At 72.2% G+C, this 23,792-nt stretch carries 21 protein-coding genes; 9 read left to right on the top strand and 12 right to left on the bottom strand.

What is annotated here, in order from left to right:
* The first annotated feature begins 320 nt into the window (after window positions 1-320).
* Window positions 321-863 (top strand): hypothetical protein, encoded by a 543-nt coding sequence (locus RIN75_RS23185; protein WP_309114104.1) that lies wholly within the window; start codon window positions 321-323, stop codon window positions 861-863.
* 44 nt (window positions 864-907) lie between these two features.
* On the opposite strand, the gene RIN75_RS23180 is transcribed toward RIN75_RS23185, so the two are convergent.
* The 5 genes from RIN75_RS23180 to RIN75_RS23160 form a co-directional block, all read right to left on the bottom strand.
* On the bottom strand, window positions 908-1,618 hold the full coding sequence (locus tag RIN75_RS23180; RefSeq protein ID WP_309114103.1) for a glutamine amidotransferase: 711 nt from the start codon (window positions 1,616-1,618) through the stop codon (window positions 908-910).
* On the bottom strand, window positions 1,615-2,793 hold the full coding sequence (locus RIN75_RS23175) for a MurT ligase domain-containing protein (protein ID WP_309114102.1): 1,179 nt from the start codon (window positions 2,791-2,793) through the stop codon (window positions 1,615-1,617). Before RIN75_RS23175 ends, RIN75_RS23180 begins: the two co-directional genes overlap by 4 nt.
* Before the next feature lie 115 nt (window positions 2,794-2,908).
* A complete protein-coding gene (locus tag RIN75_RS23170; RefSeq protein ID WP_309114101.1) occupies window positions 2,909-3,391 on the bottom strand; it encodes a helix-turn-helix transcriptional regulator in 483 nt (160 codons plus the stop codon).
* A gap of 133 nt (window positions 3,392-3,524) precedes the next feature.
* A complete protein-coding gene (locus RIN75_RS23165; protein WP_309114100.1) occupies window positions 3,525-4,190 on the bottom strand; it encodes an ElyC/SanA/YdcF family protein in 666 nt (221 codons plus the stop codon).
* A gap of 21 nt (window positions 4,191-4,211) precedes the next feature.
* Window positions 4,212-5,699: an LCP family protein gene (locus RIN75_RS23160; RefSeq protein WP_309114099.1), complete on the bottom strand. Its 1,488-nt coding sequence runs from the start codon at window positions 5,697-5,699 to the stop codon at window positions 4,212-4,214.
* Window positions 5,700-6,673: 974 nt separating this feature from the next.
* Here RIN75_RS23160 and RIN75_RS23155 point away from each other — a divergent pair.
* Entirely contained in the window at window positions 6,674-9,628 is a 2,955-nt protein-coding gene (locus RIN75_RS23155) for a glycine--tRNA ligase (protein WP_309114197.1), read from the top strand.
* 109 nt (window positions 9,629-9,737) lie between these two features.
* Here the strand turns inward: RIN75_RS23155 and RIN75_RS23150 are convergent, their stop codons facing one another.
* Window positions 9,738-11,459: a S8 family serine peptidase gene (locus tag RIN75_RS23150; protein WP_309114098.1), complete on the bottom strand. Its 1,722-nt coding sequence runs from the start codon at window positions 11,457-11,459 to the stop codon at window positions 9,738-9,740.
* Between the two features lie 313 nt (window positions 11,460-11,772).
* On the opposite strand from RIN75_RS23150, the gene RIN75_RS23145 reads away from it, so the two are divergent.
* Window positions 11,773-12,891, top strand: a complete 1,119-nt coding sequence (locus RIN75_RS23145) for a substrate-binding domain-containing protein (protein ID WP_309114097.1) — start codon at window positions 11,773-11,775, stop codon at window positions 12,889-12,891.
* Here RIN75_RS23145 and RIN75_RS23140 read toward each other — a convergent pair.
* Both RIN75_RS23140 and RIN75_RS23135 read right to left on the bottom strand, forming a co-directional pair.
* Window positions 12,888-13,610, bottom strand: a complete 723-nt coding sequence (locus tag RIN75_RS23140; RefSeq protein WP_309114096.1) for a hypothetical protein — start codon at window positions 13,608-13,610, stop codon at window positions 12,888-12,890. The two genes, RIN75_RS23145 and RIN75_RS23140, sit on opposite strands and share 4 nt — an antisense overlap.
* A gap of 23 nt (window positions 13,611-13,633) precedes the next feature.
* Window positions 13,634-13,966, bottom strand: a complete 333-nt coding sequence (locus RIN75_RS23135; protein ID WP_309114095.1) for a hypothetical protein — start codon at window positions 13,964-13,966, stop codon at window positions 13,634-13,636.
* A 247-nt stretch (window positions 13,967-14,213) separates the two neighbouring features.
* Between RIN75_RS23135 and RIN75_RS23130 the strand changes: the two genes are divergently transcribed.
* On the top strand, window positions 14,214-14,420 hold the full coding sequence (locus tag RIN75_RS23130) for a cold-shock protein (protein ID WP_309114094.1): 207 nt from the start codon (window positions 14,214-14,216) through the stop codon (window positions 14,418-14,420).
* 1 nt (window position 14,421) lies between these two features.
* Here the strand turns inward: RIN75_RS23130 and RIN75_RS23125 are convergent, their stop codons facing one another.
* Together RIN75_RS23125 and RIN75_RS23120 are read right to left on the bottom strand one after the other, a co-directional pair.
* Window positions 14,422-14,841 carry a nuclear transport factor 2 family protein gene (locus RIN75_RS23125; RefSeq protein ID WP_309114093.1) on the bottom strand — a complete coding sequence of 140 codons (420 nt, stop codon included), beginning with the start codon at window positions 14,839-14,841 and terminating at the stop codon, window positions 14,422-14,424.
* A 116-nt stretch (window positions 14,842-14,957) separates the two neighbouring features.
* The gene (locus RIN75_RS23120) at window positions 14,958-16,667 is read right to left on the bottom strand and encodes an acyl-CoA dehydrogenase (protein WP_309114092.1); all 1,710 of its coding nucleotides are present in this window, start codon (window positions 16,665-16,667) and stop codon (window positions 14,958-14,960) included.
* A 465-nt stretch (window positions 16,668-17,132) separates the two neighbouring features.
* Between RIN75_RS23120 and RIN75_RS23115 the strand changes: the two genes are divergently transcribed.
* A complete protein-coding gene (locus RIN75_RS23115; RefSeq protein WP_309114091.1) occupies window positions 17,133-18,191 on the top strand; it encodes an exo-alpha-sialidase in 1,059 nt (352 codons plus the stop codon).
* Window positions 18,192-18,476, top strand: coding sequence for a MoaD/ThiS family protein (locus tag RIN75_RS23110; RefSeq protein WP_309114090.1), 285 nt, complete (start codon window positions 18,192-18,194; stop codon window positions 18,474-18,476).
* A 25-nt stretch (window positions 18,477-18,501) separates the two neighbouring features.
* On the opposite strand, the gene RIN75_RS23105 is transcribed toward RIN75_RS23110, so the two are convergent.
* Window positions 18,502-19,323 (bottom strand): SWIM zinc finger family protein, encoded by an 822-nt coding sequence (locus RIN75_RS23105; protein ID WP_309114089.1) that lies wholly within the window; start codon window positions 19,321-19,323, stop codon window positions 18,502-18,504.
* On the bottom strand, window positions 19,316-22,201 hold the full coding sequence (locus tag RIN75_RS23100; RefSeq protein WP_309114088.1) for a DEAD/DEAH box helicase: 2,886 nt from the start codon (window positions 22,199-22,201) through the stop codon (window positions 19,316-19,318). Before RIN75_RS23100 ends, RIN75_RS23105 begins: the two co-directional genes overlap by 8 nt.
* A 73-nt stretch (window positions 22,202-22,274) precedes the next feature.
* Here RIN75_RS23100 and RIN75_RS23095 point away from each other — a divergent pair, with 73 nt between their 5' ends.
* The 3 genes from RIN75_RS23095 to RIN75_RS23085 form a co-directional block, all read left to right on the top strand.
* Window positions 22,275-23,009, top strand: coding sequence for a hypothetical protein (locus tag RIN75_RS23095; protein WP_309114087.1), 735 nt, complete (start codon window positions 22,275-22,277; stop codon window positions 23,007-23,009).
* Entirely contained in the window at window positions 22,999-23,445 is a 447-nt protein-coding gene (locus RIN75_RS23090; RefSeq protein WP_309114086.1) for a very short patch repair endonuclease, read from the top strand. Before RIN75_RS23095 ends, RIN75_RS23090 begins: the two co-directional genes overlap by 11 nt.
* A gap of 232 nt (window positions 23,446-23,677) precedes the next feature.
* Window positions 23,678-23,792: DNA cytosine methyltransferase (locus RIN75_RS23085; protein ID WP_309114196.1), on the top strand; the 115-nt coding region annotated here is incomplete at its 3' end.

Below are 23,792 nucleotides of genomic sequence, written 5' to 3'. Positions count from 1 at the left end.
CGTCACCCGCCCGCAGCCGCGCTGCCGCTGTCGCGCTCTCGCCGCCGCCCGGCCGCCTCCACCGCGGGTCGCTGCTCGCCACCGGCCAGCCACCACCCGCCCGCCGTCACCCGCTGCTTCGCCGAGATTGTCGGTACCCGGTGGGACAATGGTGTCGGGGGCCGGAGGCCGCGGGTCGGCAAGAATTCGCGCGGAGAATCCGCGCGATGTTCAGGCCCTGCGCCAGCGGCCGGTGTGCGAGCGGCCGGTGCGCGAGCGACATGAGCGGCCCCCGGGCGAAACGGGCCGGGGCGCGGCGGGAGCCGGCTACAGTCGCCGGCGTGCAGAACGCTCAAGTGCCGGCCTGGCTGGCCCTCCTCGCCACCGTCGGCGCCGCGCTGATCGGTGCCACCGGCCCCGTGCTGGCCCAGTTGGTCACCAGTCGTCGGGAGGAGAAGCGGTGGCGGCGGGAGCGGCACGCCGAGTCGGTGAGGTTGGCGCATGAGCACGCGGTGCAGTGGCGGGACAGCAAGGTTCGGGCGTACGGCGACTACCTGCTGAAGTTGCGCGAGTTGGAGTACCTGGTGGGTGCTGCGCGGATGGATCGGGACGTGCGGCACGTCGCCGAGTACCGGCGGTTGCGGGACGCCTTGTCCGAGCGGTCGGCGGAGATCCGGTTGTTGTGCTCCGGTGAAATGCTCGAGTTCCTGGGTGCGCAGGCGCGGGAGATCGACCAGTTCCGGATCCCGGACGCCGAACTGCTCGCCGACGAAGCGTTGCTGGAGCGGGCGGCGGACGTGGTGGGGCGGTATCGGAAGGGGTTTGTTGAGATGGCGCGCCAGGAGTTGGCGGTGGCGGCGCCGGTGATCGGCGAGCCGGAGTGAGGACGAGCCCGACCCCGCAACGGGATCGGGCTCGTCACAACAGCTCAGACGCCGGCGGCCTTGGCGCGTTCCGCGCGTAGTTGGGTGACGGCGGGCAGGTCGAGGGGCGCGGGCTTGGCGCCGGTGGCCCATTCGATCAGCAGGTCGGCCAGCGCCGGGTTGCGCGGCAACACAGGGCCGTGCAGGTACGTGCACAGGATGCGGCCCTGGACCGCGCCCTCCACCGAGCCGTCGTTGCCGGTGCCGACCTTCACGTGCGCCAACGGCCGTGCCGAAGGACCGAGCACCGTCCGACCCTGGTGGTTCTCGAAGCCGGTCAGCAAGCCCTCGAACAGGCCGTCCGCCGGAGTCGCGATGACCTCGCCGATCGCCCGGCTCCCACCCGCGTGGGACGTCGAGTCGATCAGGCCCAGACCCGGGTGGGTCACCTGGTCGGCCCGGGTGAAGTGCTCGCCGAAGATCTGGATGCCGGCGCACACCCCCAGGATCACCGCACCGCGCCCCGCCGCCCGCTGCATGCCCGGGTGCTCGCGCAGGTGCCGCACGGCCAGCGTCTGCGCCGTGTCCTCACCGCCGCCGACGACGTAGATGTCGCACGAGTCCGGCACCGGCTCGCCGAACCGGATGGTCACGATCTCCGCCGGGATGCCGCGCCACGCCATGCGCTTCTCCAGCACCACGGCGTTGCCGAAGTCGCCGTACGTGCCGAGCAGGTCCGGCAGCACCAGGGCGATGGAAACCTTCGAGGCACTCACTGGGCGGCCCTCGCGTTCAGGTCGCGGAAAGCGGTGTAGTTGGCGATGACCTCGACCGCACCCGGCGGCATGGCGTCGATCGCCTTCAGCGGGTCCGGCACGATCGTGTGCTCGACCTCCGCGTACGTCAACCGCACGGCCAGGTCCGTCGCCCGCTCGCCGGACGCGATGACCTGCCGGCCGCGCAGCCGCTCGAACGGCACGTCCCACAGCCACGACAGGTCGCGCCCGTCGGCCTCCTGCGCGTTGATCACCAGCACCGCCGGGTGGTCCGCCTCGCGCACCACGTTGAGCGTCTCGCTCCAGCCCGCCGGGTTCTTCGACAGCAGCAGCCGGGCCCGGTGGCCGCTGCGCTGGATGGTCCGGTACCGGCCGGCCACGTTGGACACCGCGCGCAGCCGCTCCACGGCCTCCGCCACCGGCACGCCCAGCGCGAACGCCGCCGCCGTGGCCATCACCGCGTTGGCCGCGTTGAACTTGCCCGGCAGCCGCAGCGTCAGGTCGACCTTCTCGCCGTTCGGCGTCACCAGGTAGCCGTCACCGGTCACCCAGTCCGGCTTGGGCCGGGCCAGGTCGCAGCCGGTGCAGTGCCAGTGCTCGCCCTCCCAGCGGATCGGGTCGCCGCACCGCGGGCAGGACGCCGCGTCGTTGTGCCAGCCGGTGCCGGTCGCCACCCAGACGACCTGGCGGGCGTCGCGGGCCGCGGAGGTCACCATGATGTCGTCGCAGTTGGCCACGACCACGCCGGGCACGCCGGCCACCGCCGTGCGCAGCGACTTCTCGATGGTGCGGACCTCGCCGACCCGGTCGAGCTGGTCGCGCGACAGGTTCAGCAGCACCGCGACCGACGGCGCGCTGGCCCGGCAGACCTCGGGGAAGTACCCCTCGTCCACCTCCAGCACGGCGAACGGCGCGTCCGGTTGCTTGGACAGCGCCGTGACGTGGCCGTCGGGCATGTTGGCGCCGCCGTGGTTGGTGGCGACCTGGCCCAGGAACGAGACGGCGCGCGCGAGCATCATCGTGCTCGTGGTCTTGCCGTTGGTGCCCGTGACCAGCGCGACCCGGCGGCCGGCGGTGAGGTGCGCCAGCGCCTGCGGGTCCAGCTTGAGCGCCACGCGGCCACCGATCATGCCGCCGGCGCCCAGGCCCATCTTCTGCGACAGCTTCGAACTCATGTTGCCCAGGCGCACGGCCGCCGCGGTGCGCAGCGGCAGGCGGGCTGGGTCTGCACCAGGAGTGTTCGGCAAGCGACTTCCCGCGTCGGTGGGGTGGGGAGGGATGCCGCCGATGCTACCGGGGCCGGTTGCCGTCCAGCTCTCGCAGGGTCCTGATCAGGTCCACCGTGCTCAACCGGCACAACTGGGCCATGTACTCCAGCGCGGGCAGGTCCAGGTGCACCTCGGGGGCCTGGCCGGGCGGGATCTGGTGCAGCCTGCCCTGGGCCCAGCGGCGCAGCGGCAGCAGCTGGGGCCGGGTGTCGGTGACCACGGCGGTCAGGTTGACCGCCAGGTGCCCGGCCGGGGCGTCGCCGAACACGCGGTCGTGCACGCGGGCCAGGACGTGGTGCGCGGGCACGCCGAGCGCGATGCAGATCTCCACCAGCCGCACCACCGAGCACTGCCGGGTGCCCAGCTCGTAGGTGGCCAGGGTCTGCAGCGAGATGTCGCTCTGCAGCCGCCGGTTCAGCTCCTTGCGGGTCCACCCGCGTTGCTTGCGAAGGCTGCGGAGCTCATCACCGAGCACGCGCTGGTACGCCGCTGTGTCGATCTGCACCGTCAAGTCCTCCATGTCCGCGGGGGCCCCGACAGACCCCACGCAGATGGAAAGCTCGACTCGTCGTCCGCTTACGCGACTCGCCCGAATTATCCCCCGATTGGGCTAACCGAGTAGTACTCCCAGTAGTTCTTCAGCGCTCAAGTGCGCTGGTCACGCCGGTTTCGAGCGGTCCGAGGAAGCGCGGGTCGGGCTTGGCCACGAGGCCGTCCCACATCGCCTTGCCGCTCGCGAACGCCTCGCGGAAGTGCCCGTACGCGGTCGTCGAGGCCCACTGCCGGGACGTGTCGTGGCCGACCCCGAACGCCTCCAGCCCGGCCGACCGGCACAGCGCGACCGCGCGCGGCAGGTGGAACTCCTGCGTGACCACGGTCAGCCTGGTGACCCCGAAGATGCGCTTGGCCCGCGTGCACGAGTCCCAGGTGTCCAGGCCCGCGTAGTCCGCCACGACCCGGTCCGCCGGGACGCCCCTGGCCACCAGGTAGTCGCGCATGGCGGTGGGCTCGTCGTAGTCCTTGCGGCTGTTGTCCCCGCTGACCAGCAGGACCTTGACCTTGCCCTGCCGGTGCAGGTCGGCCGCCACGTCCAGCCGGCCCGCCAGGAACGGCGTTGGCCGCCCGCCGCGCAGCCCCGCGCCGAGCACCAGCGCGACCGGCGTCTCGGGGACGTCCGCCGCGGTGTGCCGGTAAGGCGCGCTGGACACCCGCACCCACACCAGCGGCACGGACGCCAGCACCGCCGCCAGCGCGGCCACCACCAGCACCCGCTTCCAGCGGATCCGCCGGACGAACGCCCCCATCGCCTACCCCCAGGTCATGGATCAGTTGACGCAGCGCACCCCGTCCGCCGTGATCGGCGGCTCCTCGGTGGTGCTGGTGCCCGGCTGGGCCCGCTTGGCCCCGTCCAGGCCCACCAGCGGCGCGCCCGCCAGATTCTGCGTGCCGGGACCGGAGTAGTCGCTGCCGACGAACACCCGGGCCCGGCCGGCCGGGATGTTGTCGTCCTGCTCGACGGCCAGCCCGCCCAGCGCGTCGGCGACCGCCTGCGCGCCCGCCTCGCCGCCCTTGCCGTGGCGAACGACGGACTTCGCCATCGGGGTGTCGGCGTTGGCCGCGCCGCCGGAGACGAACTTCTTCGCCACCAGCGCGTCCAGCACCCGAGCAGCCAGGCCGCCCGTGCCCGAGGCGTTGCGCACCTCGACGGTGACCGTCGACGGGTCGACGGCCGGGGTGGTCGAGGTGTCCGGCGCGTCCTTGCCGAGGTTCTTGAAGAACCGCTTCACGTCGGACTCGACGATCTCGATCGCCGTGCCGTCCTCGGGCGTGGCCAGCTCCGGGTTGCCGGTCGGGATCGTCTCGAACTTGATGTTGCCGCCGGACAGGTCCTTCATCCGGGTGGCGAACTTGAACACGTCCCAGCCCTTGTCCAGCACGATCGACTTGGTCAGCGCGTCGATCAGGGCGCGCAGCTTGCCCGGGTCGGACAGGGTGCCGGCGGACAGCATCTTCTTCGCCAGGCCCGCCATGAACACCTGCTGGCGCACGATCCGGTCCAGGTCGCCGCGCAGCAGCCCGTAGCGCTGGCGGACGAACGCGAGCGCTTCGCGGCCCTCGATGGTCTGCGGGCCCTTGGCGAAGTCGGCGCCGGAGTAGTCGTCCTGGGTGGCCTGGTTGAGGCAGACGTCCACGCCGCCGACGGCCTTGGTGATGTCGTAGAAGCCGACCAGGTTGATCTCGGCGTAGTGGTCGACGGTGACGCCGGTGAGGTCCTGGACGGTCTGGATGAGGTTCTTGGCGCCTTCCTTCTTCGACTCCTGCTCCACCTGGGCGGGGTCGGTGACGCCCTTCTTCTGCAGCTCGGCGACGGCGGCGTTCTTGCCGTAGCCGTAGGCCGAGTTGATCTTGTGCCGGCCGTGGCCGCCCGCGATCTTGACGTAGGAGTCGCGGGGGAACGACACGGCGACGGCCTTGCCGGTGTCGTTCGGGATGTGCATGAGGATGATCGTGTCGGTGTTCAGGCCGCCCGCGCTCTCGTCGCCGGCCTGGAGCTCGTCGAGGATGTGCTGGGGGAGCGGGTTGCCCTTTGCGTCGGTGCGGGCGTCCATGCCGACCATGAGGATGTCGATGGACCCGTCCGCGGGGCGCTCGCCGCCGCCGTCCTCGCCGATGACGTCGGTGGTGGTGAGGTTGTTGGCGAGGGACTGGAAGTTCGCCCACGCGTAGCCGGTGCCGACGAGGACGGCGACGGAGAAGAAGGCGACCACGGTGCGGCCGACGAGGTTGGCGCTCTTCACCTGGTCCCGGCGCACGGGCCGGCGGGCGGGGGGTCGCTGCGGGGGGCGCTGGGCGGGGCGGCGGGCTCCGGCCTGGGCCTCGGCGCGCGCCGGGCCGCCGGCGGGTCGCCTGCCGACACCTTCGGCACCCGCGCGGGCGGTGGTGCGGGCGGGGTCACCGGCGCGGGCGGGGCGGGCTTCGCCACGGCCGGCGGCGCCGCGCTGGTCGGCGTTGCGTGGGCCGGCGCCGCGCTGGTCGACGCCGCGTGGGCCGGCGCCGCGCTGGTCGACGCCGCGTGGGCCGGCGCCGCGTGGGTCGGCGCTGCGGCCGGGGGTGTTGCGCGGGTCTCCGCTTCGCCCGGCCGCGCCACGGCCGCCGGCTTGGCGCCCAGCACCGCGGCTGTCCTCGCCGCGAGCCGCGCTGCGGGAGTCGCCGCGTGCCGTGCCGCGCGCGCCGGCTTCGCGCCCGGCTGCGCCGCGGGAGTCCTCGCCGCGAGCGGAGCGGCGGGCGTCGGAGCTGCGGGGATCGTTGTCGCGGGATGCGCCGCGGGCGTCGGCGGGGTCGGGGCGGCGTGGGGTGCCGTCGTGGCCGGGGCGGGGGTCGCGGCCGCGGGGGGCGTCACCGCCACCCGTCGCGCGGGGTGGCTCGGGGGAGCGGCCGTGAGGTTCGCCACGGGTCGGGCGGCGTGGGTCGCCGTCGGCGGGGGAAGGGTGGGGCGGGCGCGGGTCGTGGCCCGCGCGCGGGGGTTGTGGTGCGCGAGGGGGCAAAGGTCGCCGGCGAAACCCGTCGGGTTCGCCCGGCCTCGGCGGCCGGTTGTCCACTCGCGCTCCTCCCTTGTGTTCCGGACCTGCCCTGGTGGACGCGCCGGTGCCCTCTGGGGTTGCCCAAAGGGTGGCACAGCCCCACATCACGACGAGGTGATACCGGGTCTTGACAGCGTGTGACCAGTGAAGTAACCCGACCGTGAGGCTCCGGGTGCCCCGTTCGTAGACTTCACCCCGTGCTCACGATGCAGGACGCGCTGCTGGCGCTGACCAGGTACTGGACCGAACGGGGCTGCATCGTCGTGCAGCCGTACAACACCGAGGTCGGTGCGGGCACCCTGAACCCGGCGACCGTGCTGCGCGTCCTCGGCCCGGAGCCGTGGCGGGTGGCCTACGTCGAGCCCAGCGTGCGGCCCGACGACGCCCGGTACGGGGAGAACCCCAACCGCCTCCAGACCCACACCCAGTTCCAGGTCATCCTCAAGCCCGACCCGGGCGACCCGCAGGAGCTGTACCTGGGCAGCCTGGAAGCCCTCGGCATCGACGTGCGCGCCCACGACGTGCGGTTCGTCGAGGACAACTGGGCCTCGCCCGCCCTGGGCGCGTGGGGCCTGGGCTGGGAGGTGTGGCTGGACGGGCTGGAGATCACCCAGTTCACCTACTTCCAGCAGGCCGGCGGCATGTCGCTGGACCCGGTGTCGGTGGAGATCACCTACGGCATCGAGCGCATCATGATGGCGCTGCAGGGCGTGGACCACTTCAAGGACATCGCCTACGCGCCCGGCATCTCCTATGGCGAGGCGTTCGGCCAGGCCGAGTACGAGATGTCCCGCTACTACCTGGACGACGCCGACGTCGAGGCCAACAAGCGGCTGTTCGAGGAGTACGCGTCCGAGGCGCGGCGGATGCTCGACGCCCGCCTGCCCGTGCCCGCGCACAACTACGTGCTGAAGTGCTCGCACACGTTCAACGTCCTCGACGCGCGCGGCGCGATCAGCACCACCGAGCGGGCCCGCGCGTTCGCCCGGATGCGGGGTCTGGCGCGCGAGGTCGCGCAGCTGTGGGCCGCGCGGCGCGAGGAGCTGGGGCACCCGCTGGGCCTGGTCGAGCCGCAGGAAGCGCCCGCGCTGCCCGCCGCCGGCACCACCGACAAGCCCGAGACGCTGCTGTTCGAGATCGGCACCGAGGAACTTCCGCCCGCCGAGGTCACCCGGACCGTCGAGGCGGTGCGCGCGGCGGTGACCGAGAAGCTGGCCGGGACCCGCCTCACGCACGGCGAGGTCCAGGTGCACGGCACGCCGCGCCGCATCGTCGTGCTGGTGCCCGAGGTGTCGCCGCGCGAGCCGGACGCCGAGAAGACCATGCGCGGACCGCGCGTGTCCGCCGCGTTCGACGCCGACGGCGCGCCCACCAAGGCCGCGCAGGGCTTCGCGCGCGGGCAGGGCGTGGACGTCGCCGACCTGACCCGGGTGGTGGAGAACGGCGTCGAGCACGTCACCGTGGTGAAGACCGTGCCCGGTGGCGGCGCGGTCGAGGTGCTGGGTTCGCTGCTCGCGTCCGTGGTGGCGGAGCTGCGCGCGGAGAAGAACATGAAGTGGAACGACCCGAAGCTGTCGTTCACCCGCCCGATCCGCTGGCTGCTCGCGCTGCTGGGCGGCACGCCGGTGCCGGTGGGCGTGTCCGCCCTGGTGTCCGGCACCACGACCCGCGTGCACCGCACGGCCGAGACGCCGGTGGTGGAAGTGTCCACTGCGGACGGTTACCTGGAGTTCCTGGCACAGCACGGGATCACGGCCTCGGCCTCGGTCCGCGGGGACGTCGTCGTCGAGCGCGCGGCCGAGCTGGCCAAGTCGGTCGGCGGGGTCGTGGACTTCGAGGGCGTGCTGGACGAGGTGACGAACCTGGTCGAGCAGCCCACGCCACTGCTGGGCTCGTTCGACGCCAAGTACCTTGAACTGCCCCAGCAGATTCTGACCACGGTCATGCGCAAGCACCAGCGCTACCTGCCGGTGCGCGCCGAGGACGGCTCGCTGCTCCCGCACTTCGTGGCGGTGGCGAACGGGTCCATCGACGAGGACCTGGTGCGGCGCGGGAACGAGGCCGTGCTGCGCGCCCGGTACGAGGACGCGGCGTTCTTCTGGCGTGCCGACCTGCGCACGCCGTTGGCGGACATGAAGGCGGGCCTGGAGAAGCTGACGTTCGCCGACAAGCTCGGGTCGATGGCGGACCGGGCCGGGCGGATCGCGGCGCTGGCCGGCCGGCTGGCCGACGTCGTCGGCGGCGCGGACGACACGCTGACCCGGGCCGGTGAGCTGGCCAAGTTCGACCTGGGCTCGCAGATGGTGATCGAGCTGTCCAGCCTGGCCGGCGTGATGGCACGGGAGTACGCGGTGCGGGCGGGCGAGACCCCCGAGGTCGCGCAGGCCCTCTACGAGATGGAACTGCCCCGCTCGGCGGGTGACGCGCTGCCCGCCTCCCGGGCGGGTGCGCTGCTGTCGCTGGCGGACCGCTTCGACCTGCTGGCGGGCCTGTTCGGCATCGGCGCCAACCCGACCGGCAGCTCCGACCCGTTCGGCCTGCGGCGGGCGGCGCTGGGCGCGGTGAGCGTCCTGCGGGCGTTCCCGGAACTGCGGGACATCACGCTGACCCGGGCGCTTTCCCTGGCGGCGCAGGACTTGGACGTCTCGGCGGACGCCCTGGAGAACGCGCGGGAGTTCGCCGTGCGCCGGTACGAGCAGCAGCTGCTGGACGCCGGCCACGACCACCGGTTCGTGAACGCGGTCCTGCCGCTGGCGGACGCCCCGGCCCAGGCCGACGAGACGTTGGCGGAGCTGACCTCGCTGGCCGGGTCCGAGGACTTCGCCGCGCTGGTCGCGGCCTTGCAGCGGGTGCGCCGGATCGTGCCGGCCGAGACCGCGCCGGAGTACGACGCCGGGGCGTTGACCGAGCCGGCCGAGGTGGCGCTGCACAAGGCGCTGGCGGAGGTGTCCTTCGACGGCGCCGGGCTGGCCGCGTTCGCGTCGGCGGCGGGCGGGTTGACCGCGCCGGTGAACACGTTCTTCGACGAGGTGCTGGTGATGGCGGAGGACCCGGAGGTCCGCAAGGCCCGACTGGGCCTGCTGGCGTCCATCCGCGACCTGGCCGCGCCGGTCCTCGACTGGCAGGCGCTGGGCACCGCCCTGGGCGAGCGGAGCGCCTGACCCGCGAGGCGGCGGAAGCCCCCGCCCGAGCCGAGAAGGCGGAGGACCCCGCCCGAGAAGCGAAGAGCCCCCGCCCGAACACCGGGCGGGGGCTCCTTTCGCGCGTCGATCAGATGTGGCTGCCGCCGCGGGTGACCGCTCCGTACGCGTCCACGATGCCGTGGCCGTAGAAGCCGTTGAACGCGGTGTCACCCTCGCAGGTCGCCGTGAACTCGGCCGGGCGACCCTCCCGCTCGTAGGAGACGGTGCGCGGGAACGGGCAGGCGCGCTGGGTCGCGGTCTTGTAGAGGACCTTCTCGACCTTGTCCGGGGACAGGGTCAGGGTGCCCGGGTGGGAGCGGTCCTTCTTGCCGTACTCGCTGACCACCAGGGCGGCCACGCCGGCCGCGTGCGGAGCGGCCATCGAGGTGCCCTGGAGGTACTGGTAGTAGCCGCACGTGGTGCCCGCGCAGTACTTCGCCACGCCGGCCGCCTGGCCCTTCGGGGTCACGTTGCCGGCCTCGTCGATGTTGCCCTCGGCCAACGCAACGTTGCGCGGGTACGTCGACCGGATCAGGTTCTCGTTGGTCCGGTACCACGGGGTGCCGAAGCCGTCGCGGAACCAGCCGCCGGGGGCGGACAGGTCGGTCTGCTCGGTGCCCCAGTTCGAGTAGTCGGCCTTGGCGGTCGACGGGCCGAGCGACGACACGGAGATGACGTGCTCGCCCTCGGTGGGCAGGTGCAGGCACTTGGAGTTGTCGATGGTGCGGGTGTAGTTGGTGCCCGCCGGGTAGTTCGGGCTCTGCGCGTCGGAACGCGGGTTGCCCAGGTCCTCGTGGTTGTTGCCGCCGGCCGCGATCAGGGTCACGCCCTTGCGGTGGGCGTAGTTCAGCGCCCGCTGCACGGCGGTGATGGTGGCGCGCTGCTCGATCCGGGCCTGGGGGCTGTCGGCCGGGTTGTCGATGCAGTTCATGTACCACGGGTCGATGTAGAACGACATGTTGATCACGTCGAGGCCGACGTCGGCGCCGTAGGTGATCGCGTCCACGACCGGCTGGAGGAAGAAGTAGCCGGAGTCCTGGGCGCCGCGGATGTTCACCAGGGACACGTTCGGGGCCACGCCGGAGATGCCGAACCCGTTCGCCGCCGCGCCGATGGTGCCGGCGACGTGGGTGCCGTGGCCGTTGTCGTCGTGGTCGTCGGGGTCGACGCAGCCGCGGAACTCGCAGGGGCCGTCGACCTCGTTGCCGTTGGGGTCGGTGGGGATGTCGATGGTGAAGTTGCGGGACAGCTCGCGGTTGAAGTTCGGCGCGATGTCCGGGTGATTGCCGTCCACGCCGGTGTCGAGGATGCCGACGTAGACCCGCTTGTCGCCGGCCTGCCGGGTGCGGGCCTTGTCGGAGCGGACCAGCTTCAGGCCCCACAGCCCGCCGTCGAGCGGGTCCATGCCGGCCGTGGCGTCGGGGGCCTTGGCGGGGGACTGGGCCGCCGCGCCGAGGTGCTCGCGTTCGACCTCCCGCCACTCCCGGTTGTCCGGGAGGTCGGTGGGCGCCGCGCCGAGCGGCTTGAGGCCGGTCGCGCCGAGCACCGCGTCGGAGGCGGAGACGCGCTGCACGAAGCCCTCGGCGGGGGCCTTCACGGTCAGGGTGCCGACCGCGGTGTTCTCGCCGACGACCTCGCCGCCGGCGGCGACCACGGCGGCCTTGGCCGCGTCGGCGCTCGCGCCGTCCTCGACGACGACGGTGAAGTCGGCGGTGCCCTGCTGGCCGGTCGCGGGCTGTGTCCCGGTCGCCAGCAGCGCGGCGGTGGTCGCCACCACCAACGCCGACGGAACGATTCTGCGTGTTCTCACGCGTGTCTCCTCACAGACCCGGTGGGGGTATGGGTCGGGCGACACCCTGGCAAACAAAACCGGGCCCCGGTAGACGTCGTTCGTAGTCAGTGTGGACCGTAGCGGGACGTGCGCGCTCAGTTACATTTTGTGTTTTGGTAACGATTCGACCTGCGGTTTCGATCTTCCCCGGAGGTCGACACGCCGAGCGGTGCGGACCATTTGGCACCAATGGGTTGCTACGTCTTGACGAACGCGTGTCGCGAGGGATGGAATTCCGCACATTCTGTTTCGATCCACCGGACGGCGGTCGGTCCGCGCAAGGGGTTGGCGAATGCGAAGAGTACGCGGATTGGTGTCCTGCGGCCTGCTCGTGCTGACCGTCGCGGCGTGCGGCGCCGAGAAGAAGCCGAGCGGCCTGGAGCCGGTCGCGCCGTTGCGGCCGTCGGACAAGCCGGTGGTCGGCGTGATCCTGCCGGACCGCGCGTCGTCGGACCGCTGGGAGGAGCAGGACCGGCCGCTGCTGGAGTCCGCGCTGAACTTCGCCGGCATCACGCCGCTGATCGAGAACGCCGAGGGCGACGAGAAGAAGTTCCAGAGCATCGCCGACGACATGATCGGGCGCGGCGTGAAGGTCTTGATGACCACGCCGCTGAGCACCGAGGGCGGCGCGACCGTCGAGCGCAAGGCGAAGCAGGCCAACATCCCGGTCATCAACTACGACCGGATCAGCCTGGGCGGCCAGGCCGAGTACTACGTCTCCTTCGACAACCTCAACGTCGGCGAACTCCAGGCCGAGGGCCTGCTCAAGTGCCTGGGCAACAAGCCGGGCGCGCAGATCATCGAGATCCAGGGCTCCCCGACGGACAACAACGCGACCCTGTTCGCCGACGGCCAGCGCCGCAAGCTCGGCCCGAAGTACGACGCCGGCGCGCTGAAGCTGGTGAAGAGCCAGGCGGTCGACAACTGGGACCCGGTGCTGGGCAAGGCCACCTTCGAGCAGATCCTGGACGCCAACGGCGGCCGGGTGGACGGCGTGGTCGCGGCCAACGACGGCCTCGCGGGCGCGGTGATCGAGGTGCTCCGGGAGCGCGGCCTGGCCGGCAAGGTGCCGGTGACCGGCCAGGACGCCACCCTGGAGGGCCTGCGCGCGGTCCTGCGCGGCGACCAGTGCATGACCGTCTACAAGCCGATCCGGGACGAGGCCGAGGCGGCGGCGCGGCTGGCCATCGCGGTGGCGCGCGGGGACATCAGCGGCGCGGACGACCTGGCCACCGGCAACACCCGGGACCTGGTGTCGCGGCGGGACGTGAAGTCGGTGCTGCTGGGCGCGGACCTGATCACCAAGGCCGACGTGCGGCGGCTGGTGGCGGAGAGCGTGGTGAAGTCGGTGGACCTGTGCGCCGGCGATGTCCGGCCGGTGTGCGACGAGCTGGGCATCCTGGTCAACTAGTCGCCGTCGTGGCGGCCCGAGATGAACTCCTGGAACCGGATCTTCGCCCGGATCAGCGGCTGGCGCACCCGCGCCTCCCGCCGGTACGCCCGGCGCAGCTTTCGGGACCCCTCGGTGTACCGCCAGCGCGCCCACGGTGACCCGGGCCGGGCCAGCCGCAGCGCGCCGATCTCGGGCAGGACCGGCACCAGCAGCCCCAGCAGTCCGGTCCACACCTTGCCCTTGAGCAGCGCGACGATGGCGAAGCCCAGGTTGACCAGGATGATCACCACCCGCACCCACACGCCCTCGCCGTAGAACTCGTCGTACCCCAGCGGCCGGGCGCCCAGCAGCAGCAGGCCGGTCATGCCGATGGCCAGGAACACCGCGTCCACCGACAGCCGGCCGTCCTTCTCCCAGTACACGTCCCGCAGGTGCAGGATCAGCGCGAACTCGTCGAGCACCAGCGCCGCGCCCACGCCCAGCAGCGCCGCCGCGGCCACCCGCCACCCGTGCTCCTCGTCCGGCACGGCCAGCCCCGTCACGCCCCCGACCAGCATGAACACCGTGCCGAAGACGACGTGGTGGATGTGCGTGCCACCGGGGGTGATGTTGCCCGGCCACCAGCGCACCTTCGCCCGGATCATCCGCACGCTGATCCTGATCAGGACGAACGTGACGACCAGGCCGAGGAAGAAGAACAGCAACCGGGTCTGCGGGTGGTGGAGGGTCGAGAACACCCCTCCATCTTCACTCGACCGGCCTACTTGAAGGTGATGTCCCCGGTGATCTCGCCCGCTTGCACCACCTGGTGGTTGGCCCCACCCGTGACCTTGTTGTCGACCTTGTACAAAGTCACCCGTTCGTGTTCACGGCGGAGCCGGTCCCCGAACGGGGGATCTTCGGCTTCGGCCCTCCGCAGCGCCTCGGCCAGGGCGGCGACCTGCGGCGAACCGGGCGCGGCGCCCTCGGCGGCGGTCAGCGCCGCGGTGGCCTCGGGGTCGTCCGCGAACTTGGCCCGGACCAGGGCGTACAGGCCCGCGAAGGCGCGGGTGGCGAGCGATGCGGCGATGGTCACCAGAACGGGTTCGGTCATGGCGGAAACCCCCTGTGATCGCGTCCTCGCCCACAGTAGCAGTGCGACTCGCCGCGTTCTTGCGCTCGACTGCCACCGGGGTGGCGTGGTTGACTGTGTTCGGTCGTACCTATCTGTGTTCGTGTTCCACCACGCTCGCGGATCGGAGTTGCGGGCGTGGAACTTCCTCGACGGGAGGGGCTCAACGCCCCAACGGACCCGGTGGTCGCAAGCGCGATCCGGCACCTGTTAGAGGAGAAGTAGCAAGATGGCAGTTCAGGGCACCGTCAAGTGGTTCAACGCGGAGAAGGGCTTCGGCTTCATCTCCCCGGACAACGGTGGCGCCGACGTGTTCGTGCACTACTCGGAGATCCAGTCCACGGGCTACCGCACGCTGGAGGAGAACCAGCGGGTGGAGTTCGAGATCGGCCAGGGCCAGAAGGGCCCGCAGGCGCAGACGGTTCGACCGCTCTGACCTAGGTCCGATTCCCATCGGATGACAGTGGAGCCGCCATCCCGGCCACGGGGTGGCGGCTCTTCTCGTACCACCCGCCGTACACCCGCTTGCCGACCAGCCGGGCACCGTCGAACAGGAAGAACACCCCGCTGCGACCGAGGACGCCATCCCCGTCGTGCCGCAGTTCGACGATCACGGCCCCTTCGGCGTGGTGCAGGGAGACGACGTGGCTGCGCAGCTCCGGCCCGGCTGCCACGACCCGCTCGTAGTACCCCACCACCGCCGCGCGCCCCTCGATGACCTCGCCGGTGGCCATCACCTCCCAGCGGGCGTGGTCGAACGCCCCCACGGCGACCTCGAACTCCCGCTCGTTCTCCGCCTCCAGGTGCTCGAGCACGATCGCCTCGCGCAGCGCCCGGAGCGACTTGGACGCGGTCACTGCGTCCCCTTCCCTCGCCCAGGTGCCCGACCAAACACCCCTCGACCCCACCAGTCAAGACGGCACCTGACTGACCCCGGGACGACCAGGGGCCGTCCCGGGGTCGTTGGTCCGGGCTACGGCCGCATCTCGTACGCCCCCGAGAGCGCCGCGACCCGCTCCCACACCCGCTGGAACCGCTCGCGGTCCACCACCGGCTTGCGCACCTGCCCCAGCGCCCACTCCTGCTGCGCCCCGGTGGACGAAGCCTTGCCGTGCAACGCGACCGCCCAGCTGGAGAAGTCCCGCACCAGCACGTCGAACACCTGGTCCACGACGTCGGTGTCGAGGCTCGTGAGCGCCGCCTGCTCCAGCGCCAACTGGCCGTAGACCACGAGCGTGAACAGCTGGCCGAGCGTCAGCAGGAAGTCGAGGTCCTTCTGCTGCTCGGCGTCCGGCGCGGCCGTGGTCAGCAACGTCCGGAGGCCCTGCGCCTGCTGGTGGAACCGCGCCACGTTCGGCACGTGCGCGAACCGCCGGTAGGCGGCTTCCCAGTCGTGGAACCGGATCGAGCCGAGGCCGCGGGCCGGTCCCTGCCGCCAGAAGAAGTCGTCGTCCTCGGCGTCCGAGACGGTCGGGACCTCGTCGTACTCGGCGGGCTGGAACAGGTAGGCGGGCATGAACTTCAGCACCAGCGCCAGGTTCACGTGCACGGTGCCTTCGAGCTTGGGCAGCGCGCCGATGTCCCGTCCGGCCATGGAGAAGTAGGTGTCCTTCTCGAAGCCCTTGGCCGCGATGACGTCCCACAGCAGGCCGATCACCTGCTCGCCCTCGCTGGTCACCTTCATCTTGGTGACCGGGTTGAACAGCAGGTACCGGCGGTCTTCGGGGGACGCGGTGCGGAAGTAGTCGACGGAGCGGTCGGCGAAGAGCTTCATGGCGACCAGCCGGGCGTACGCGTCGACGAAGTTCTGGCGCACGTGCGGGAACTCGGTGACCTTCTTGCCGTACAGCACCCGGTTGTGCGCGTGGGTGATGGCTTCGTAGAAGGCGTGCTCGGAGATGCCGATGGACGCCGTGCACAGGTTGAACTTCCCGACGTTCACGGTGTTCAACGCCGCGCTGAACGCCTCCGCGCCGGTGTGCAGGACGTCTCCGGGGGCGACCGGGTAGTCCTCCAGGCGGAACTCGCTGACGAACATCTGCGAGTCGACGACGTTCTTGACCAGCTTGTAGTTCGGGTGCGCGCTGTCCACCGCGAAGAACACGTACCCGTCGGGGCCTTCGACGTCCGCGCGGCGGCCGAAGACGGAGACCATGCCCGCGACGTTGCCGTTGCCGATGTAGTACTTGCCGCCGTTGGCGACGAACCCGCCGTCGGCCTTCGGCGTGAGCACCATGTCGGTCGAGTAGACGTCCGCGCCGTGCTCCTTCTCGGACAGCCCGAACGCGAACACCGCGCCGCTGTCGAGCAGGTCGGCGGCGCGCTTCTTGGCGGCGGCGTTGTCGCTCATCCAGATCGGGCCGAGGCCGAGGACGGTGACCTGCCAGGTGTACCAGTACTGGAGGCCGTAGAAGCCGAGGATCTCGCTGAGGGCGGCGTTGCGGGTGGCGTCCCACCGCTTGTCCGGGTTGCCGCCGCTTTCCGCGGCCGGGGTCAGGAAGGTCGCGAACAGCTTCTCGCGGGCCGCGAACTCCAGGAATTCGGCGTACCAGACCCGGGACTGGTCGTCGGCGATGAGCTTCTTCTTGCCGCGCTCCTCGAACCAGTCGATGGTGGCCCGCAGCAACCGCCTGCTCTCGGGGTCGAGGTGCGCGCCCTCGAAGCTGTTGGGATCGAACAACACCGGCCTGCTCCCTTCGTCTCCCGGGCACGTTACCAGCGAGTAACTTCCTCCGTCGCGCACCCTCCGCCCGCCACCTCCCGCCCTTCAGCCCTCACGGCGGCCTGGCGGTGCCGTGGCGCGGTGGCGAGGCGCGGCGGCGGCTTGGACGGTGGGGCGGCGCGGTGGAGAGGCGCGGCGGCGGCCTGGGCGGTGCGGCGGCTTGGCCCTGGCGTGGCGGCGGTGCAGTGCGGCGGGGTGGCGGTGCGGTGCGGCGTGGCTGGGCGGGGCGGCGTGGCTGCGCGAGGCGGCTGGGTGGCGTGGCGTGGCTGGGCGGGGCGGCTGGGCGGTGGCGGGGTGGGGAGGTGGCGGGGTGGGGAGGTGGCGGGGTGGGGAGGTGGCGAGGCGGTGGCTCATTCCCGGCCGGCGCGAAATTGTCGTACCCCGCGCGTAGCGTGCTCCACGTCACACCCACCGCCGGAGGACGCCATGCACCTGCTCGCGATCGGCACGCGAAAGGGCCTGTGGCTCGCGACCAGCCCCGACCGCAGGTCGTGGGAGGTCCGCGGACCGCTGCTGCCCATGACCGAGGTCTACGCGGTCGCCATCGACCCGCGCCGACCCCGCCTCCTCGCCGGGACCACCAGTCCCCACTTCGGCCCCACCGTCATGACCAGCGACGACCTCGGCGAGACCTGGCAGGAACCCGACCACGCCCCCATCGCCTTCCCCGAGGACACCGCGCTGGAACGCGTCTGGCAGCTGACCCCCACCGACGACCCCGACGTCGTCTACGCCGGCACCCAACCCTCCGCCCTCTTCCGCTCCGACGACGGCGGCCGCACCTACGCCCTCGTCCGCGGCCTCTGGGACCACCCGCACCGCGATGACTGGGGCGCCGGCTACGGCGGCCAGGCGATCCACACGATCCTGCCCCACCCCACCGATCCCGACCGGCTCACCGTGGCCATGTCCACCGGCGGCGTCTACCGCACCTCCGACGGCGGCGCGTCGTGGACCGCGAGCAACAAGGGCGTGAAGGCGTACTTCCTGCCCGACCCGTACCCCGAGTTCGGCCAGTGCGTGCACAAGATCGCCCGCCACCCGGCCGCGCCGGACCGCATGTACCTCCAGAACCACCACGGCGTCTACCGCTCGTCCGACGGCGGCGCCACCTGGGACTCGATCGCCGACGGCCTCCCGTCGGACTTCGGCTTCCCGATGGTCGTCCACCCGCACGAGCCCGAGGTCGTCTACAACTTCCCGCTCGTGGCCGACGGCGAGCGCTTTCCCCCGAACGGCCAGTGCGCCGTCTACCGCTCACCCGACGGCGGCGACACGTGGACAGCCCTGCGCACCGGCCTGCCGGACGGCTTCTGGACAGCCGTCATGCGGGACGCGATGTGCACCGACACGGCCACCCCCGCCGGCGTCTACTTCGGCTCGCGCTCCGGTTCCGTCTACGCCAGCCCCGACGAGGGCGAGTCGTGGCACCGGGTGGTCGAACACCTGCCGGACGTCGTGTGCGTGCGCGCCGCGGAGGTCTGAGTGAAGATCACCGTGCTGATCCCCGGCGTCCTGCGCCCGGCCGCGCAGAACCAGTCCACCCTCGAACTGGACCTGCCCGAACCCACCACCCTGGGCGCGGTCCTCGACGAGCTGGCCGGTCGCTACCCGCTCCTGGACCGCCGCCTCCGCGACGAACGCGCCACCCTGCGCCGCTACGTGAACTTCTACGTGGACGGCGAGGAGTGCCGCCGCCTCGACGGCCCGTCCACGGTCCTGCGCCCGAACGCCGAGATCCGCATCCTCCCGTCCGTGGCCGGCGGCTGACCCCACCCTCAGCCGCGAAGACCCATCACCGACCGCCGCCGAACCGCCGGTACAGCGGCCGGAGCTCGTCCGTCACCGACCGCCCCCGAACGGAAAGCGGCCCGAGCCGGTCCAGGATCGCGCCCGGGTGGTGGGCGACCGGCTCGTCGGGCTCCGGCACCGCCTCCACCGCCGGCCGTTGCCAGAACACGTCCAACGACTCCGCCAACGGCCGCACCCCACCCGACACGGCCTCCTCGGCGGGCATGGGCGCGCGCAGTTCCCGCAACCGCTCCAGCAGGTCCTCCCGCCCCCGCCCGCGCCACGCCAGGATCTCGAACGGGTCCGCGTCGAACGACTCCGCCAGCAGGTAGCAGGCCGCCGCCAGGTGCTTGCACGGCACCTCCCAGTCCGGGCAGGTGCAGTCCATCGACATCTCCCGCGGCGACGCCGGGAACAGCGTCAACCCCAACCCCGCGAACAACTCCTCGATCTCGGCGGGCATCTCCCCGGCGAGCAGCTTCGCCGCGAACACCGCCCGGTCGGCCAGCGCCCGCTCGATGCGCACCCAGTCCTCGTCGGAGAACTTGCGCACCCCGATCCGCGCCCGGTACGGCTCCGGCCGCGACCCCATCACCAGCGCCACCACCACGCTGGTCGACAGCGACAGCGACATCACCTGCCCGGTCCGCGCGTAGGTCCGCCCGCGCGCGAGCCGCCCGCCCATCCCGAACGACTCCAGCACCTCGACGAACCGCCGGGACCACCACGTCCGGGCGACCTCGCCCCGCTTGCTGCGCAGCGTCAACCCGCCCTCGACCCGGATGGGCCGCCCGTACGTCGGCCGCTCGCCGTGCCAGTCACTCACCGACGGCCTCCCCGGACAACGCGAACAGGTCCCGCAGCTCCGCCGTCGACAGCTCGGTCAACCAGTCCTCCCCGGCCCCGACGACCAGTTGCGCCAGCCCCCGCTTCTCCTCGATCATCCGGTCGATCCGGTCCTCCACCGTCCCCACGCACACGAACTTGCGCACCTGCACGTGCGACCGCTGCCCGATCCGGAACGCCCGGTCCGTCGCCTGGTCCTCGACCGCCGGGTTCCACCACCGGTCCAGGTGGATCACCTGGTTCGCCGCGGTCAGGTTGAGCCCCGTCCCGCCCGCCTTGAGCGACAGCACGAACACCGAAGGGCCGCCGGGTTCCTGGAACCGCCGCACCATCTCGTCACGCGCCTTCGCGGGCGTCCCGCCGTGCAGGTACAGCACCTCGGTGTCGAACCGCGCCGCCAGGTGCGGCACCACCATCGCGCCGAACTTGGTGAACTGGGTGAAGCACAACGCCTTGTCGCCGTCGGCGAGCGCTTCCTCCAGCACCTCCTCCAGCCGGGCGAGCTTCCCCGACCGCCCGGCCACCCGCGACCCGTCGCCCAGCAGCTGCGCCGGGTGGTTGCACACCTGCTTGAGCCGGGACATCGTGGCCAGCACCAGGCCCTTGCGCTTGATCCCCTCCGCCTCGGCGATCCGGGCGAACATGTCGTCCAGCACCGCCTGGTAGAGCGTCGCCTGCTCGGGCGTCAGCGTGCACAGCTGCTTGACCTCGATCTTGTCCGGCAGGTCGCTGATGATCCGCGGGTCGGTCTTGAGCCGGCGCAGCACGAACGGCCTGGTCACCCGGCGCAGCCGGACCGCCGCGTCCTCGTCGTGGTGCCGCTCGACCGGCACGGCGTAGCGGGCGCGGAACGTGTTGACCGTGCCCAGGATGCCGGGGTTGGCGAAGTCCATGATCGACCACAGCTCGGCGAGCCGGTTCTCCACGGGCGTGCCGGTCAGCGCCACCCGGTGCCGCGCGGACAGCGCCCGGACCGCCTGGGACTGCCGGGTGGCGCTGTTCTTGACGTTCTGCGCCTCGTCCAGCACCACGCGGTCCCACTCGACGCCGGCCAGCGCCTCGGCGTCCCGCGTGGCCACCGCGTACGTCGTGATCACCAGGTCGTGGCCCGCGGTCAGCGCCGCCGCGACCCGGTCGCCGCCGTGGTGCACGTGGACCTTCAGGCCGGGCGTGAACCGCTCCGCCTCGCGCTGCCAGTTGCCGACCACGGACATCGGGCAGATCAGCAGCGTCGGCGGGCGGCGGCCGTGCTGCCGCGTGTAGGCCTCCAGCGCCAGCAACTGCACGGTCTTGCCCAGCCCCATGTCGTCGGCCAGGCACGCCCCGAGCCCCAACCGGTCCAGGAACACCAGCCACGACAACCCGCGCAGCTGGTACGGCCGCAGCACCGCCGTCAGCCCCTCCGGCGGGTCCACCGGGTCCAGCCGCTGCTCCGCCTCGCCGGACAGCAGGTCGCCCAGCCACCCGTCCGCGTGCACGGCGGTGACCGGCAGCGGCAGGTCGGTGTCCTCCTGCGCGGCGATCCGCAGCACCTGCCCGGCGGTCATCCGCCCGCTGCCCAGCACCGCGAGCCCTTCGGCCAGCCGCTTGCGGTCCAGGTGCACCCACTGGCCGCGGATGCGCACCAGCGGGGCCTTCGCCTTGGCCAACGCGGACAGTTCGGCCTCGGTCAGCTTCTCGTCGCCCAGCGCGAGGTCCCAGCGGTAGTCCAGCACCGCCTTCAGGCCCAGCTCGCTCTCCTTCCGGACGACCCCGGCCGCGCCCCGGCTGGTGGCGGTCAGCGACAGGCCGATCTGCCGCGGGTGCCGCCACCACGACGGCAGCATGACCCCGAACCCGGCCTCGGCCAGCAGTGAGGCGCGGGTCAGGAAGTCGTAGGCGCCGTCGAGGTCCAGGTCCAGCGCCACCGGGTTGCGCTCGGCCAACGCCCGGTCCAGCGCGGGGAACACCTTGGACGCCCGCCCCAGGTCGCCCAACAGCACTTCTTCGGGCCGGGGCGTCCACCGCCGCAACACGGCGTCGTGGCGCCACACGTCCCGCGCCGGCACCAGCACGCTCGGCTCGTCCACGACCTGGAGCAGGAACTCCAGCCGCCAACCCTCCTGGTCCGGCCCGCCCTGGTCGGGGGAGGCCAGCCGGAAGCACGCCCGCACCACCTGCGACTGCTCCACCCGCCACGCCTCGACGGCGTTGACCAGCGCCTCGTCGTGGGGGCGGACACCACGACCCGTGAGCGCCTTCAACCACCGCCCGACGACACCGCTGCCGTCCACCTCGACGCCCCGCAGTCGAGTGCGGACTTCCTTGTCCACCAACGAATCCAGCACCGCGTCCAGCGGGTCCTCGACGTCCTGCACGGCCCGGAACGCGGGCGGCATGGCGTCCCGCAGCCGAGCCAGCCGCAACCGTTCCGGGGCGGCCCGCCAACGCGCGTCACCACCGGGCAGCACACGCCCCCGCGCGACCAGGTCCTGAGCGAACTCCACCACCTCGGCCAGGTAGCGGGCGGACGCGCCCAGCCGGCACTCGGACGGCGCGTCCGGCACCTCGTCCACCCACACCACCGGCACCCGCCAGGCCCGCAGCCGCACCGCGCCGCGTCGGACCGGGGGCTTGGCCAGCGGGTCGCGCACCAGTTCCGGCGACTCGACCGGTCCGGAGGCGTAGGAGGGGAGGCGCACCACCAGTTCGCCGTGCTTGCCGTCCAGCAGGGTCGCGAGGTCCGCGCCGGGCGCGGCGAACGGGTGCGGCACGGGCGACTTGGGCAGCCGCGAGCCGACCTTCACCGGGAGCCGGGCGTCCTCGGCCCACACGGCCGTCCGCCCGTCGGGCGCGCACAGCCCGTGGAGCACCAACACCCGGTCGACTCTAGGCGGTCCGCGACCAGCGCATTCGCCGGGACTGTCGGTGGTCGTCCGTACCCTCTGGGTCATGACGACCACCGCCATGGACGTGCGCAAGACCTTCAACGTCACCCAGGAGACGAGGTACCGCTTCAACGGCTGGTTCCGCGACCGGACACCGCTAGTGGAGCGGGTGATGTCCCACGTCGCCTCGGCCGTCCTCCGGGTCACGCCCGACGAGGTCCGGTCGGCGTGCCGCGACGTCCCGAGAACCGGTCCGCCCCCCGACATCCCCCAGATCCGGGGTTGGCGGCCGGAGTTCCCGTTCACGCAGGTCGCGCACCACGTGGTGGAGCGGCTGGGCCGATTACCGGCGTGGGACGAGTTCCGCGAGTTCTGCGAGTCCGACGAGGCGACCCGGGCGATGCTGTGGACACCCGCCACCGAGGCCATCGCGTCGACCGCCGACCGGGCGCGGGCACGCGATGCCATGCGGCACAAGGTGGTCACGGAGTTCGTGGCGTTCCTGCGGTACCTGTCCGTGGTCGCGCACCTCCGGCAGGCCGGGCTCGACGTGCGCGTGCACCCGTTGGCGGACCTGGTCTTCGAGGTGGACGCCTGGGTGGAACGGCTGGTCCTCAACCCGCGCGGGGGCGGTCAGCGCTCGTCCCGCCTGCTCCTGCACGCCATGCCACCGTTCTTCTTCCACGACCTGGCGATCACGGAATCCGAGCAGGTCGGCAACGTCCGATTACCCGCCCGCCGGGACTTGGACCGCGCCACCCGGAGCCTGCGCGGGGTCCTCTACCCGGATGCACCATGATGACCGCGTGCCGAACCTCCCGACCACGTCGGACGTCAGCGCGCGGATGAGCAGGCAGCGGTCCCGCGACACCGGGATCGAGGTGGCCCTGCGCCGAGAACTGCACCGGCTGGGCCTGCGCTACCGGGTGCACCAGCGCCCGGTGCGCGCCGTGCGGCGGGAGGCGGACGTGGTGTTCGGCCCCGCGAAGGTGGCGGTGTTCGTGGACGGCTGCTTCTGGCACGGCTGCCCCGAGCACGGCACGTGGCCCAAGCGCAACAGCGACTTCTGGCGCACCAAGATCGAGTCCAACCAGACCCGCGACGCGAACACCGACGCCCTCCTGTCCGAGGCGGGCTGGCTCGCGGTGCGCGTCTGGGAACACGAGGACCCGACCACCGCCGCCGCGAAGATCCACGAAACCGTCCTGTCCCGCCGCCCTCCCCGCCGCCCCTGACGCTCGCCGCCCCTGACCAGTCCGCCCCTGACCAGGCGCCACCCCTGCACCGGCCCGACCACGCCCACGTCCCCACGCCCCCGACCCACGCCACCATCCCCGCCCCCTGGGCCGACCACGCCCACGTCCCCGCCCCCTGGGGCTGACCACCCCGCCCTCCCCCCTGCACCCGGGCCGGCGTGTCGATGTCCGGCGCGCGCAACAGGCCGGCTAGCCTGGCCCCGTGCTGTCCATGATCGACCTGTTCGCCGGCTGCGGCGGCATGACCTCAGGCTTCACCGCGGCGGGCGGCTACCACCCGGTCATGGCGGTCGAATGGGACCTGCACGCCGCCGCCACCTACGCCG

The organism is Saccharothrix sp., from assembly GCF_031180885.1.
In the GTDB taxonomy this organism is placed as follows: Bacteria; Actinomycetota; Actinomycetes; order Mycobacteriales; family Pseudonocardiaceae; genus Actinosynnema.
Note: the sequence above shows the minus strand (reverse complement) of the source record. Positions and strands in the feature narration are given on the sequence as shown.